This window comes from Arthrobacter sp. NPDC055138 (assembly GCF_053607305.1).
Window position 1 is genome coordinate 305610 of record NZ_JBSGTH010000003.1, and the last position, 13721, is coordinate 319330.

Annotated in this window: 10 protein-coding genes; 4 read left to right on the forward strand and 6 right to left on the reverse strand. The window is 68.0% G+C overall.

The annotated features are described in order from the left end of the window. Window positions 1-37: 37 nt before the first annotated feature. Genes ACWF5H_RS09565 through ACWF5H_RS09575 form a run of 3 tightly spaced genes read left to right on the forward strand, consistent with a single transcriptional unit; the run spans window position 38 to window position 4787 of the window. On the forward strand, window positions 38-1741 hold the full coding sequence (locus ACWF5H_RS09565; RefSeq protein ID WP_452036443.1) for a thiamine pyrophosphate-dependent enzyme: 1704 nt from the start codon (window positions 38-40) through the stop codon (window positions 1739-1741). Beyond that, window positions 1738-3456, forward strand: a complete 1719-nt coding sequence (locus tag ACWF5H_RS09570; protein WP_452036445.1) for an amidohydrolase — start codon at window positions 1738-1740, stop codon at window positions 3454-3456. Before ACWF5H_RS09565 ends, ACWF5H_RS09570 begins: the two co-directional genes overlap by 4 nt. Further along, entirely contained in the window at window positions 3453-4787 is a 1335-nt protein-coding gene (locus ACWF5H_RS09575; RefSeq protein ID WP_452036447.1) for a M20 family metallo-hydrolase, read from the forward strand. The genes ACWF5H_RS09570 and ACWF5H_RS09575 overlap by 4 nt, the downstream gene beginning before the upstream one ends. Here the strand turns inward: ACWF5H_RS09575 and ACWF5H_RS09580 are convergent. The 5 genes from ACWF5H_RS09580 to ACWF5H_RS09600 all read right to left on the reverse strand — a co-directional run bounded on the left by ACWF5H_RS09580 (window position 4784) and on the right by ACWF5H_RS09600 (window position 10815). Next, window positions 4784-5590, reverse strand: coding sequence for a gamma-glutamyl-gamma-aminobutyrate hydrolase family protein (locus tag ACWF5H_RS09580; RefSeq protein WP_452036449.1), 807 nt, complete (start codon window positions 5588-5590; stop codon window positions 4784-4786). The two genes, ACWF5H_RS09575 and ACWF5H_RS09580, sit on opposite strands and share 4 nt — an antisense overlap. A gap of 74 nt (window positions 5591-5664) precedes the next feature. Beyond that, window positions 5665-6534 (reverse strand): 3-hydroxyacyl-CoA dehydrogenase family protein, encoded by an 870-nt coding sequence (locus ACWF5H_RS09585; protein WP_452036451.1) that lies wholly within the window; start codon window positions 6532-6534, stop codon window positions 5665-5667. Between the two features lie 81 nt (window positions 6535-6615). Continuing rightward, entirely contained in the window at window positions 6616-8085 is a 1470-nt protein-coding gene (locus tag ACWF5H_RS09590; protein ID WP_452036452.1) for an aldehyde dehydrogenase family protein, read from the reverse strand. Between the two features lie 27 nt (window positions 8086-8112). Further along, window positions 8113-9285, reverse strand: coding sequence for an acyl-CoA dehydrogenase family protein (locus tag ACWF5H_RS09595; RefSeq protein WP_452036454.1), 1173 nt, complete (start codon window positions 9283-9285; stop codon window positions 8113-8115). A 66-nt stretch (window positions 9286-9351) separates the two neighbouring features. Further along, window positions 9352-10815: an aminotransferase class III-fold pyridoxal phosphate-dependent enzyme gene (locus ACWF5H_RS09600; protein WP_452036456.1), complete on the reverse strand. Its 1464-nt coding sequence runs from the start codon at window positions 10813-10815 to the stop codon at window positions 9352-9354. Window positions 10816-10896: 81 nt separating this feature from the next. Between ACWF5H_RS09600 and ACWF5H_RS09605 the strand changes: the two genes are divergently transcribed. Continuing rightward, complete coding sequence (locus ACWF5H_RS09605) at window positions 10897-12471, forward strand: PucR family transcriptional regulator (protein WP_452036458.1); 1575 nt, start codon at window positions 10897-10899, stop codon at window positions 12469-12471. On the opposite strand, the gene ACWF5H_RS09610 is transcribed toward ACWF5H_RS09605, so the two are convergent. Continuing rightward, window positions 12468-13655 (reverse strand): CaiB/BaiF CoA transferase family protein, encoded by a 1188-nt coding sequence (locus ACWF5H_RS09610; protein WP_452036460.1) that lies wholly within the window; start codon window positions 13653-13655, stop codon window positions 12468-12470. The genes ACWF5H_RS09605 and ACWF5H_RS09610 overlap by 4 nt on opposite strands. Window positions 13656-13721 lie beyond the last annotated feature (66 nt).

Sequence of the window (13721 nt, forward strand, 5' to 3'; positions counted from 1 at the left end):
TCCGGCGACGAACTTCCTGACGAGAGAGCACCGCACCATGACCCAGTCCGCAGGCCACCTGATTGTCCGCCAGCTTGAGGCGCACGGCGTCCGCCGCGTGTATTCGGTTCCGGGCGAGAGCTTCCTCGACGTCTTGGACGGGCTGCACGACTCGCCCGTGTCAACGGTTGTCTGCCGCCAGGAAGGCGGTGCAGGCTTCATGGCGCTGGCCGAGGGGCGCAAGACCGGCACCCCGGGCATCGCGATGGTCACCCGCGGGCCGGGTGCGGCGAACGCAATGATTGCCGTGCATACCGCGTGGCAGGACGCGACGCCGCTGGTGCTCTTCGTCGGCCTGATCCCGGTGGCCGACCGGGGACGGGACTCGTTCCAGGAATTCAGCCTGGACGGCTGGTTTTCGACGACCGCCAAACGCGTGGTGGTGCTCGACGACGAACACCGCGCCGCGGAAATCGTGGCCGAAGCGATGCACCTGGCCGTCTCCGGCCGGCCCGGCCCGGTGGTGATCGGTCTGCCGGAGGATGTGCTGGTCCGGGCGACTGACGCCGGTGCAGTTCCGCCGCGTGCGCTCGCAACTGCGGTACCGCCGACTGTTGCGATGGAGGAACTGGCGGGCCGGCTGGCCGCGGCTGCCCGTCCGCTGATCGTTGCCGGCGGCGACGGCTGGAGCGACGCCGGTGGAAGGCTCGCTCAATGGGCGGCCGAGGCACAGATCCCGGTTGCCGCCGACTGGCGCGCCTATGACGTGGTTCCGCATTCTTCTTCGGCGTGGGCCGGCTGGCTGGGCTACGGGCGGGCAGACACCCTCGCCGCAAGGTTGGACGAAGCCGACCTGCTGGTGTTCATCGGCTGCGGCCGAAGCGACGTGCTCAGCGACGGCTACACCAAGGGGTTCAACGCACCAACCGTGCTTGTGTTGCCGGATCCGGATGCCGCCACCCACTCCGGCCGGATCGACCAGCACCTGGCGGTCCCGCCGTCGTCGTTGGTTGACGCACTTCCTGGCCCCGCCATGGTGCGGGGTTCCCGCGGGAGTGGCTGGATGGACGCGCTCGCCGATGACCAGCGCCGGTACGCCACACCCCGTCCGGACAACAGCCCCGGCGTTGACCTGGGCGTAGCCTTCGGCGTGCTGGAAGACCGGCTGCCCGCGGACAAGGTGGTCACGTACGGAGCGGGCAACGCGACGATCTGGGGCCACCGCTACCTGACCCACCATGGTGCCGGCTCGCTGATCGGGCCGCGCAACGGAGCCATGGGGCTGGCTGTTCCCGCCGCCGTCGCGGCCGCGCTGATCGAACCGGGCCGGCAGGTGGTGGCGGTCTGCGGCGACGGCGACTTTATGATGAACGCGCAGGAACTGGCAGTGGCCGCGGCGCATGGTGCCGCCCCGCTGGTGATCGTGGTGGACAACGGCATTTACGGCACGATCGTGCAGCACCAGCGCAAGCACTACCCGGAGCGGCCGTCCGGGACCTCGATGCTCAACCCAGACTTCGCTGACTGGATCCGCAGCTTCGGAGGGCACGGCGAACGGGTTGAAACCGCCGCGGAATTCGGTCCGGCGCTGGAGCGTGCCCTGGCCAGCGGGCGGCTGGCGCTGCTGCACTTGGTCACGGATCCGGAGACCATGCCGCCGGGCACCGCGAATGCACCGGAGGAGCTCGCGGGCCTGGCTTCCGCCCGGTTGGCTGCGGATTCCGGCAGTTCCCTTGCCGGTGCGGGGGAGGGGACGCGATGAAGCTGGACCTGATCCTGCGCGACGCCGAGATCCTCACCCTCGAGGCAGAGCGTCCCCACGCCCGCGCCGTCGGCGTGCTCAATGGACGTATTGTCGGTTTCGACGACGAACTGGACGGCTGCACCGCAGAACGTGAGATTCTGCTCGGCGGGGCCGTGGTGGTGCCCGGCTTCATCGATGCGCACTGCCACACCGCCTGGTGGGGGCTGGGCTTGGGCGTCGTCGAATTGGAACACGCCCGCGGTCTCGAAGAACTGTACACACTGCTCGAAGCCGAGGTCCGGCGGCTCGAGGACCAGCCCGACGCGTGGGTCAACGGCACCGGATTCAACCACAAGCATCACGGCGGGTCCTTCCCCGACATTCGCCGGCTGGACGAGATTACCGGCGACCGGCCGCTGTACTTGCGGCACGTCTCGGGGCACCTGTCCATCACTAACACCGCCACGTTGCGGCTGGCCGGCGTCCTGGAACCCGGTTTCACCGATCCAACCGGCGGCGCCGTGCTGCGCGGCCCGGACGGCTACCCCACCGGCATCGTCGAGGAATCCGCGCAGCAGTTGATCCAGAACCTGCTGCTGCCTTACCCCGTGGAGCGGATTGTCGAAGCGCTGGATGCGGCGACTACACGTTACGCGGCTGAGGGCATCACCAGCTTCACCGAGGCAGGTATCGGGGGCGGCTGGATCGGGCACAGCCCGCTGGAAGTCCAGGCCTATGTGACAGCTAGGCGGGCCGGCAAGCTTCATGCCCGCGCCCAGTTGATGCCCGCGCTGGACTCGCTGCGGCCGATCAAGGCCAACGAAGCCGACATGCACGGCACCGGCAACGGATGCGGCCTGGACCTCGGGGCGGTTGCGGGCTTCGGCGACGAGTGGGTGTCCTTGGGACCGGTGAAGGTCTTTATGGACGGCTCGTTGCTGGGCGCCACGGCGGCCGTGACCGAGGACTACTGCGGCCACCAGCACAACACGGGCTACCTGCTGGATTCACCCGGGGCCTACCGGGAACGCGTGGACGCGGCCTACCGCGCCGGCTGGCCGATCGCGCTTCATGCCATTGGCGATGCGGCCATTGACCTGGCCATTGACATTATTACCGGCTGCCAGGAGCGGTACGGGCGGAACCACCTGCCCAACCGGATTGAGCACTTCGGCATATCGCGGCCGGACCAGCTGGCACCGGTCGCCGCGGCCGGGATCGCGGTCACTCCGCAGGCCGCGTTCATTGGCCCGCTGGGCGATCAGTTTGCTGCCTTGGTGGGGGCCGGACGCGAGGGCTGGCTGTATCGGGGACGCTCGCTGGTGGACGCCGGCATCCTGGTGGCCGGCAGCTCCGACCTGCCTGTGGCCGATAACAACGTGCTGCGCGCCATGCAGTCCTGGGTGGACCGGCGCACCGAACAAGGACTGATACTCGGCGGGGCATCCGAGGGCCTGACCGCAGAAGAAGCGCTGCGGACTTACACCGACTGGGCCGCCCAGGCCACCGGTGCGTCCAGCGAGAAGGGCACCTTACGCAGGGGGAAGTTCGCGGACTTCGCAGTGCTGTCCGGCTCACCGCTGGAGGCTGCCGACATCTCCGCGCTGGAGGTCCTTGCCACGATCGTTGGCGGCGAATTCACGTTCGACAACGTGGGCGCGGGCACGGCCCTCGGCCCGGGGACCGATTCCGCTTCCGGCCACCAACCAGAACCTTTAGGAGTGCAATCATGACCATCACTGCCTCGCAGCAGGCCGGAATTTCCAACGACGACGCCCGCTCCTTCCTGCACGACTTCCGCTCGATGAGCACGTACGGTGCCACGGCGGGCGGTGGAGTGGACCGTCAGGCAGGGACCCCGGCGGACGGGCAGACGCGGAACTGGTTCCGCGGGTTGGTCGAAGGACACGGTTTCGAGGTCCGCTACGACGCGGTGGGCAACCAATTTGCGCTGCTTGAGTTGGTACCCGGCGCGCCGTACATCGCCGTCGGCTCGCATCTGGATTCGCAGCCGTTCGGCGGGCGCTTCGACGGCGCCTACGGCGTGCTGGCCGGAGCCCATGCGGCGATCCGGCTGAAGGAGCGGATGACTTCGGGGGCAGACACCGGCGCCGAGAGCTCCGGGGCCGCGGATGCCGCGCCAATGTTCAACATTGCAGTGATCAACTGGTTCAACGAGGAAGGCTGCCGCTTTAAGCCGTCCATGATGGGCAGCTCGGTGTTCACCGGCAAACTGCCGGCCGAGAAAGTCCTGGCCACCACAGATCCGTCCGGCACCACAGTGCGCGAGGCGCTGGAAGCGATCGGCACCGTCGGCGACTTTTCCCTGGATGTCGCTGCCTACGTGGAGATCCATATTGAGCAGGGTCGGTCACTGGAGGACAACGGGCTGACCATTGGTCTGGTCGAGTCCACCTGGGGTGCCAACAAATACGAATTCATTGTGCACGGCGAGCAGGCGCACACCGGCGCCACGGTTATTGCAGACCGACACGACGCGTTGCTCGGGGCCTCGTCGCTGGTGGTCGCGGCGCGGGAGATCGCCGACGAATTCAGCACGGACGAACACGCCGTGATCACATCCTGCGGCGAGTTCACGGTTCACCCGAACTCGCCGGTGGTGGTGGCCAACCGGGTGGAGCTGCTGGTGGACGTTCGCAGCACCGACCCGGAGGTCCTCGCGGCAGCCGACGCCGAGCTGCACCGACGGGTCGCCCAGATCGAGACGCGCGCCAGCGTGCGGATCGAGCGCGGTGCCGAACATGTATGGGCCGCCAAGGCCTATGACGAAGCCGGCCTGCGTCTGGCCGCCAAGAGCGCGGAGGCACTGGGCCTGACGTACGGAACGGTCCGCACGCTCGCCGGGCACGATTCGACCAACATGAAGGACATCGTCCCCACCATCATGCTGTTTGTGCCCAGCGTGGACGGCGTCTCGCACAATGAGAAGGAGCTCACTAACGACGACGATATGCTCGCCGGCGTGGATCTGCTCACGGAACTGCTGGGCCGCGTGGTGGCAGGAGAGTTTGTTCCTGCCGACCGGTCGAGCGAGGCGTCTTAGGCGGCGATCGTCCGCCCGCCCGGGTGCGGGGCCGGCGCCTTCCGACACTGGTCCGCGAACATGCGCAGCAGCGCGGCGAGTTGCCCGGGGACCGTGTCCGGGTCTTCGGGGTGCCACTGCACGCCAAGGACCCACTGATCCTGGTGTTCGATGGCTTCGATGACGCCGTCCGGAGCCTCCGCGGTGGCCAGCATCCCGATGCCGAGATCCTGAACAGCCTGATGGTGCCCGGACCTGACCGTCACGCCGCCGGCGCCCAAGGCCGCGGCAACCAGGGTGCCCGGCTTGATCACCACATCGTGGCCGCTCATGCCGGGCTCATCCGTGTGCACCTGATGGATGGATTCCGGGCCAAGATCCTGAGTCAGAGTCCCGCCGAACGCGACGTTGATGACCTGCAGGCCGCGGCAGATTCCCATCACAGGCAGCCCAAAACCGGCGGCGCTTCTCACCAGCGCAATCTCCGCCTGATCGACGCGCTCATCCACTCCGTAACCGGGAGCAGCTGTAGGATGCTGTCCGTAGAGGGACGGGTGGATGTCTCCTCCGCCCAGAACCAGCAGGCCGTCGAACCCGCTGAGGCTGGTGGCAGCGTCCAGCTCCCAGGAAGCAGCAGCGCCCACGTCCAGGAGTTCGAAGTCCGCGTCCTGGGCGTGTAGTTCATGCCCGACATTGTCTGCGTAGGCAGTCAAGTCTTCGATCAACCAAGCGTCGTTCTCCGGTCCGCTGAGGGAACAACTGACCAGAATGCGGGGGCGGGCGGAAACCTGAGTTGCCAGGACATCCGCGATAGGTGCGGGCACTATTACCTCATGGTCTTTGGGGCGGATAGGACTCTGATTGCTTGATGGTACTTCGGAGGCCGTGCGGTTATCCATCAGTAGTCATACCAGCCCCGGCCTGTCTTGCGGCCGAGCCTGCCCTCGGCGACCAACTCGGTAATCGCCGGATGCGGACGGTCTGCTTCCTCGCCGGTTTCGTCATAGGTGGCCCGGGCGATGAAGTCGATGACATCGAGGCCCACCATGTCCATCAGTTCGAACGGGCCCATCGGGTGGCCGAGCGCGGTTTTGGCGGTGGCGTCGATGTCTTCGAGACTGGCCACACCTGCAGCATGCAGGGCCAGGGCCTCTTTTTGGATCGCGGCCATCAGCCGGTTGGCAACGAAGCCGGGAACCTCCTGGTTGATCAAGACCGGCTCCTTGCCGAAGCGGCGGGCGAGTTCCATGGTGGTGTCCACGGTTTCCTGCGAGGTCGCATCGTTCCGCACCACTTCCACGCACTTCATCACCAGCGCGGGGTTGAAGAAGTGCATGTTGCACACCTGCTCGGGCCGGCCGCTGGCCTCGGCCACTTTGGACGAGCCGAGGGTGGAGGAGTTGGTGGCAAGGATGGCGTGGGCCGGGGCCAGTTCGCCGAGCCGGGTGAAGATCTGCTGCTTGATGTCGAGCCGTTCGGTGGCGGCTTCGATGACGAAATCAGCGCCCGCCGCGGCTGCCAAATCGGTGGTGAAGGACATTCGCGCGAGCGCCGCGTCGGCGTCGTCCGCAGAGGCTTTGCCCTTGGCCACGCTGGCCTGCAGCCGCGAGGCCAGTTGGTCCTTCGCGGCCGCCAGCATCTCCTCGGAAATGTCCTGGACCGTGACGCGGTAGCCGACAAGGGCTGCGAGCAGGCCGATCTGCGAGCCCATCGCGCCGGAGCCGACGACGAGGATGTGCCTGATGTTCTCGATGCTGGGATTGCTCATGGTTCCTTCGGTGGGAGATGACGACGGCGGAATAGCGGGTTCGGACGTCGGCGCAGGGCGGGGTATCGACGACGGAGGGAGTCAGACAGTGGGCACGCCGCCGCGTAGGTACACGGTGGTGGTGTGCGTGAAGAAGTCCTTCGCCGCGGCTCCTTGCTCCTTCGGTCCGTAGCCGGATTTCTTGGCTCCGCCAAAAGGCACATGCGGGTCCGCGCCCGCAGTTTCGGAGTTCACGTGCAGGATCCCCACATCCAGGTCCTCCATCCCTTCGAGCGCGCGGGTGAGGTCTTGGGTGAAGAGCGCGGCGGAGAGCCCGTACTCGCCGTCGTTGGCGAGCTCGAACGCTTGCTCCACGCTGACCGCGCGCCGCACCGACAGCACCGGGCCGAAGAGCTCTTCGCGCCACACGTCCAGCTCGCGTCCGGCGGGCAGCTCCAGAATGGTGGGCGGCACAAAGTACCCGGTGGCGAGGTCTCCGTCGTCGCTCATAGTCCCCTCGGCCACGACGGAAGCGCCTTGCGCCCGCGCGGTGGCGAGGCCCTCCAGAATGGACTTGCGGGCACCGCCGTTCACCACCGGTCCCATCTGCACCGCCGGGTCCGTCGGATCGCCGACGACGAGGGACTCGACGCGTTCCTTCAGCATGGCCAGGAACTCATCGGCGATGGACTCCGCCACCACCAGCCGGGAGGTGGCGGTGCACTTCTGCCCGGTGGACCGGAAGGCACCGAGCATGACCTGTTCGGCGGCGAGCTCCAGGTCGGCGTCCGCGAGGACGATGGCAGGGTTCTTGCCGCCCATCTCCGCCTGCACCGGAACGCCGCGGCTTGCAGCGGCCGCTGCCAGTTGGCGGCCGACGCCGGTGGAACCGGTGAAGGTCAGCCCGTCCAGCCCCGGGTGGTTCACCAAGGCGTTGCCCATGGAGCCGGGGCCGATCAGCAGGTTCAGCACTCCGGCGGGCAGGCCCGCGGCCTCCAGTGCCTGCGCCAGCCGCAGTGCCAGCAGCGGCACCGTGCTGGCAGGTTTCCAGACCACCGTGTTGCCGTACGCCAGCGCCGGGGCGATCTTCCAGGCGGGAATGGCAATCGGGAAGTTGAACGGAGTGACCACGCCGACGACACCGAGCGGTTTGCGGGTGACCAGGATCTGTTCGCCGCGCCGCGGGGAAGCGAAGATCTCCCCGGCGGTACGGTCGCCGTCGTTGCCGTAGTAACGGAAAATCTGTGCGGCCCGCAGCACTTCGCCGCGGCCCTCGGCACGGGTCTTTCCCTCCTCGCGGGACAGCTCTAGCCCCCACTCTTCCGCGTGCTGTTCAATCACGACGGCGGCGCGCAGCAGCACAGCGCCGCGGTCGTGCGCCGGGGTGCGCGCCCAGTCCCGCCGGGCGCCGGCAGCCGCCGTCATGGCACGCTCCACATCCGCTGCTCCGGCCTGCCGGCCTTCCGCCACCACCTGGTCCGGCCGGGCCGGATTAGTGCTGGCGATGCGCGGCCCGTCGCCGTCGCACCACGTGCCGCCGATGTAGTGCTGCAGGTGAACCGCAGTGCTCATGATGCTCCTTTGCTCAGTGCCGGGTGCTCAGCGGAAGGCGGGGAGGCCGGTGATTTTCTGGCCGAGGATCAGGGTGTGGACCTCGTCGGTGCCTTCGTAAGTGCGGACGGATTCGAGGTTGTTGGCGTGGCGCAGCGGTGAGTAGTCCAGGGTGATGCCGTTGCCGCCGAGGATGGTGCGGCATTCGCGGGCGATCTCGATGGCTTCGCGGCAGTTGTTGAGCTTGCCCACCGAGATCTGGTGCGGCTGGAGCTGGCCGGCGTCTTTGAGCCGGCCCAGGTGCAGGGCCAGCAGGAAGCCCTTGTTGATTTCCAGTGCCATGTTGACCAGCTTTTCCTGGGTGAGCTGGTAGCCGGCCAGCGGTTTGTCGAACTGCAGGCGTTCCTTGGAGTAGTCGACGGCGGTTTGCCAGGCGTCGCGGGCGGCGCCCATGGCGCCCCAGATGATGCCGTAGCGGGCTTCGTTCAGGCATTCGAACGGCCCGCGCAGGCCCTTGGCGTTCGGCAGCAGCGCGTCGGCGGGCAGCCGGACGTCGGTGAGTTCGATGTCGCACTGGATGGAGGCGCGCATCGAGAGCTTCGGTTCGATCGGGGTGGCCTTGAAGCCGGCGGTGTTGGTCGGGACGATGAAGCCGCGCACGCCGTCTTCGGTCTGGGCCCAGATGATCGCGACCTTGGCCACCGAGGCCAGGCCGATCCAGCGCTTGGAGCCGTTGAGCACCCAGTCGGCGTCGGGGCCGGAGCCGTCGCGGCGGGCGAAGGTCTTCATGTTGGCCGGGTCGGAGCCGGCGGTGGGTTCGGTCAGGCCGAAGCAGCCGATCGCTTCGCCGGCAGCCATCTGCGGCAGCCACTGCTTCTTTTGTTCCTCGGAGCCGTGCTTGTGGATGGCGCTCATGGCCAGCGAGCCCTGCACCGAGACGAAGGTCCGCAGGCCGGAGTCGCCGGCTTCCAGTTCGGCACCGGCCAGACCGTATTCCACGGCGGAGCGGCCGGCGCAGCCGTAGCCGTCCAGATGCATGCCGAGCAGGCCCAGCTTCGCCATCTCGGGCACAATCTCCAGCGGGAACACGGCGTCCTCGTACCAGCGGGCAATATGGGGCTTGATCGACGAATCCACAAACGAGCGGACGTCCTTCTGCAGCATTCGCTCATCCTCGGTCAGGAGCGAATCAAGGGCGATCAGGTCATGGTCCAGAGACATGTGCTTTCCTTCTGTCAGCTAAAGGGATGTGAGATCACGACGGCGGTGCGCTGTGAGTGCCCGGCGTCAGCCCAGGGACGGGGAGGCGGCCGTGACGCTGTGTTCGGCCGTGATGCCCTGCTCCGCGGTGACGCCCTGCTCGGCGGTGACGTCGAGGATGGTTTGCCGCAGCACCTGGAGGCCGTCGGCGAGCAGGTCTTGGCCGATGACCAGCGGCGGCAATAAACGGATGACGTTGCCGTACGTGCCGCAGGTCAGGGTCAGCACTCCCTGTGCGTGGCACCGGGCGGCTACTTCCTTGGCCAAATCGGCGCGCGGGGCCAGGGTCTCCCGGTCGGCAAACTCCAGTGCAAGCATGGCGCCGCGCCCGCGGAAATCGGCCACCGCGTGGGTCTCGGTGACCAGCGGCGCCAGAACTTGCCGCGCCGCTGCCTCAATGGCCCGGGCGTTGGCGAGCAGGCTGCCGTCCTCGAACGCTTCGAAGACGGCCAGGGCGGCTTCGCAGGCCAGCGGGTTGCCGGCGTAGGTGCCGCCGAGCCCGCCGGCGTGGACCGCGTTCATCAGTTCCGCGCGGCCGGTCACGGCGCTCAAGGGCAGGCCGCCGGCCAGTGCCTTGGCGCTCAGGGTGATGTCGCCGGCTACTCCTTCATGGTCGCTGGCGAAGAGCGTTCCGGTGCGGCCCATGCCCGCCTGGATCTCGTCGATCACCAGGACAATGCCGTGCCGGTCCGCGATGCCACGCAACCCGGTAAGGAAGCCCGGTGCCGGCACCACGAAGCCGCCTTCGCCCTGAATGGGTTCGATGACCATGGCGGCGAAGTTCTCCGGGCCATGCTCGGCAAGGGTGGCTTCCACCGATGCGAGGGCCGCCGCCGTGACGTTCGCCGCGGAGGCGGGAACGCCGCCGTCGTGCTGTGCTGCCGGGCGCAGCGGATTGGCCGATGCGGCGCGCACGATCTCGGCGGGAAAGGGGCCGAAGTTCAGCCGGTACGGGTTCTCCTTGGCCGTCATGGCCATGGTCAGCAGCGAGCGGCCGTGATAGGCCTCGTCGAAGACCAGCACCCTGCTGCGGCCGGTGGCCGAGCGGGCGATCTTGACGGCATTCTCCACGGCCTCGGCCCCGGTGGAGAAGAGCGCGGTGCGCTTTTCAAAGTCACCGGGCGTGTGCTGGTTGAGCCACTTCGCCACGTCGGTGAAGGACTGGTACTCGGTGACCATGAAGCAGGTGTGCGTGAAGCGATCCAGTTGGGCGGACACCCGTTCGCGCACGCGGGGGTGGCTGGCTCCAATGCTGGTCACCGCAATCCCGGAGGCGAAGTCGATCAGCCTGTTGCCGTCCACATCCTGCAGGATGCCGCCGTCGGCCCGCTCGATGAAGACCGGCAGGACGATGCCGAAGCCGTCGCTGACGTTGGCCTGGCGTTCCTGATGCAGCGCCTGGGATCGAGGGCCGGGGATGGCGGTGGCGAGGTGGCGGGTCTGCGGGAGGGCAGCTGGCGGGGCGCCGGCTGCGGAGTATGCATCGGTCATAAGGGCAACGTTAGACACGGCGACGGCACGGGTCATTGGACGGTTAGCCCAATTTGGGCCGCGACCTTGGATAATCAGACCATGATTTCCCTCGCCCAGCTCAGCCAGGTGCTCGGCAGTTCGCTCCGCCGGGCTGTTCCTGGTCCCGTTCCAAGCATTCAGCTTTCCGGCGTCCACGTCTCCGAGTTGGCGGACCCCACACCATATTTGGAGGGCGGCGAGCTGCTGCTGACCACCGGGATTCCGCTCGAGGGTACCGCCGCCGGCGCGTATGTACGGCGGCTGGCTGCCAAGGGCGTGGCCGCCTTGGGGCTGGGGCTGGGCGAAGGCCTAGAGAGCGTGCCGGCCGATCTGGTCCTGGCCTGCGCCGCGGAGGGCGTGGAACTGCTGGTGGTTCCCGACGGTGTGCCGTTCCTGGACGTATCCCGTGCCTTCTGGGACCTCACTTCGCGCGGTTCCCAAGCGGACCTGATTGCCAGCCTCGGAACCCAGACGGCGCTGGCGCGGGCAGCGACGCGCCCGGACGCGGTGCAGGCCGTGGTGGAGGGACTGGCCCAGGCGCTGGGCGGCTGGGCTGCCTACTTGCCGGCGGACGGGGCCGAGGCCACCGTGCGTCCGTCCAGCGCCGCAAGCCTGCTGCCCCACCTGAAGCTGGAAACCACCCGGCTCAACGTCGCGGGGACTCATTCCGCGGCCACCTTTTGGCTGCATGGGAGCCCGGTGGTGGAGTATCCGATCCTGGTGGGGCGCCGGATCGAAGGCTTCCTGGCCATCGGGCCGGGCCGGACCCTGACCAAGGCCGACCGGCAGATCATCATGACGGTCTGCGTGCTGCTGGCGATGAAAGCCCAGCAGCAGGAAGAGCTTTCGGGCACCTCGGCCGTGCTTGGCTCTGCGGTTGCCAAGCTGCTGGTCCGCGGGGAACTGGAGGCCGCACGGATGGTGGCCGCGGATTCCGGGCTGGATCCGCTGCCCCGGCGCGTGCGCGTGCTGGCCGCGCGGATGGAAACCTACCACTCCCTCCGGGCGCTGGCCGGTGCGGTGGCCAGACTGCGGCTTGACGACGGCGGCGGCGTACCGTTGGCGGCGCTGGCCGCGTGTACGCTGAGCTACCGCGAGGGGCGGCTGGGCTACTTCCTGCTGGATCCGGGCGCAACGGAAGCAGCGGCCGAACAGGCCCCAGCCGGCGGGGCCACCGACGTCGGGCTCGTGGGGTTGGCGGCAGGGAGCAGCAGCGGCGGTGCCGTGCCGCCGGCCGCGGCGCCGCAACCGGGCGGGCAGTCCGCGCCGGAGACCGGGGCGGCGTGGACCGAAGCACTCAACCTGCCTGAGATTGCCCGGGCAGTGGCGGCTTTGCAGCGATCTGCCGAACTAGCCCCTGCCGGCCGCCTGCTGGACCTGGCGGCCGACGACGAAAGCCGTGCCGATGGCTGGGTCGATTCGCTCGCCGGCTACCGCCGCGCCGACCTCGTAGCGACGGTTGCGGCGTATCTGCGCCACCGCGGGCACTGGGAAGAGACGGCCCGGCAGTTGGGCGTGCATCGGAACTCGCTGCGCCACCGGATGGCTGTTGCCGAGCGGGTGCTCGGCGTCAGCGTCGACGACCCGGATGTGGCGGCGCGCCTCTGGCTGGCGCTGCGCCGGCACGGTCACTAGTCCAAGGACCGCAGCCACTCCACCACGGACTCGGTGTGCTCCCCGAGGGCAGGCGGGGCCGAAGCGCGTGGTTCAAATGGCGGCGTCCAGGAGATCGGATGCCGGACTTGGCGGCCGGCCGGCTGGCCGGTGGCGTCACGCACCTCGATGGTCGGTTTCAAGCCCAACGATTCCGCGTAGCTGATGCCCTCGTCGATAGTGGCGACCGGGCCGGCCGGAACACCGACGGCGGTCAGCTTGTCCTGCCACACCCCGGCGGACGTGGACGAGAGTGCCTTTTCCAGCAGTGGGATCAGTTCGGCGCGGTGCTGCACCCGGGCGGTGTTGGTGTCGAAGCGCTTGTCCTCGGCCAGATGCGGCTGTCCGAGCGCCTCCGTCAAGCGCCGGAACTGCCCGTCGTTGCCGCACGCGACCGCCAGCGGACCGTCGGCGCATTCGAGCAGTTGATAGGGAACGATGGACGGATGCGCGTTGCCCATCCGTTGCGGAATGGTCCCTGCGCCCAACCAGGCCTGCGCCTGATTGGCCAATGCGCCCTGCAGGCTGGAGAGCAGGTTGACCTCCAGCCGCCGGCCGAGTCCGGTGGCGGAGCGGGCCTGGAGTGCCGCGAGGATGCCGATACTGGCATCCTTGGCGGTGAGCACATCCACCAGTGCCACCCCGGCCTTGTAGGGTGAGCCTTCGGCGTCCCCGGTAATGCTCATCAGCCCGCCGACTGCCTGGACAATGAAGTCATAACCGGGCAGCGACGCTCCCTCGGCCGAACCAAAGCCGGAGATCGAGGCGTAAACCAGCTTCGGGTTCTCGGCGGAGAGCTGCTCATAGCCCAGCCCGAGCTTGTCCATCCCCCCGGGCATGAAATTTTCGACGACGACGTCGGCGGCTACCGCCAGTTTTCGGGCCAGTTGCCGGTCTCCGGGCTGGGACAGATCCAAGCAGACGGATTCCTTATTGCGGTTCACGCTTTCGAAGTACGTGGCACCGGTGGGGGAGTAGGGCGGCCCCCAACTGCGGGTGTCGTCGCCCCTGCCCGGGCGCTCCACTTTGATGACCCGCGCGCCGAGATCGGCAAGGGTCATGGTCGCCAGCGGGCCGGCCAGCACGCGTGAGAAGTCCGCGACCAGCAGTCCGGCCAGAGGCCTTTCTGCTGGAACCGGCGCCGAGACGCTGAGTGGGTCGGGCACGATCGATCCTTCCTGCAAGCATGATGTGCCGCCGAGTTTACGGGAGGGAGCTCGGGAAGAGGGTGG

What these genes read in the sequence shown, in the direction of transcription:
- ACWF5H_RS09570 (WP_452036445.1), top strand. Translation starts at nt 1,738, where the DNA reads ATGAAGCTGGACCTGATCCTGCGCGACGCCGAGATCCTCACCCTCGAG.
- ACWF5H_RS09595 (WP_452036454.1), bottom strand. Translation starts at nt 9,285, where the DNA reads ATGTCTCTGGACCATGACCTGATCGCCCTTGATTCGCTCCTGACCGAG.
- ACWF5H_RS09600 (WP_452036456.1), bottom strand. Translation starts at nt 10,815, where the DNA reads ATGACCGATGCATACTCCGCAGCCGGCGCCCCGCCAGCTGCCCTCCCG.
- ACWF5H_RS09565 (WP_452036443.1), top strand. Translation starts at nt 38, where the DNA reads ATGACCCAGTCCGCAGGCCACCTGATTGTCCGCCAGCTTGAGGCGCAC.
- ACWF5H_RS09590 (WP_452036452.1), bottom strand. Translation starts at nt 8,085, where the DNA reads ATGAGCACTGCGGTTCACCTGCAGCACTACATCGGCGGCACGTGGTGC.
- ACWF5H_RS09575 (WP_452036447.1), top strand. Translation starts at nt 3,453, where the DNA reads ATGACCATCACTGCCTCGCAGCAGGCCGGAATTTCCAACGACGACGCC.
- ACWF5H_RS09585 (WP_452036451.1), bottom strand. Translation starts at nt 6,534, where the DNA reads ATGAGCAATCCCAGCATCGAGAACATCAGGCACATCCTCGTCGTCGGC.
- ACWF5H_RS09605 (WP_452036458.1), top strand. Translation starts at nt 10,897, where the DNA reads ATGATTTCCCTCGCCCAGCTCAGCCAGGTGCTCGGCAGTTCGCTCCGC.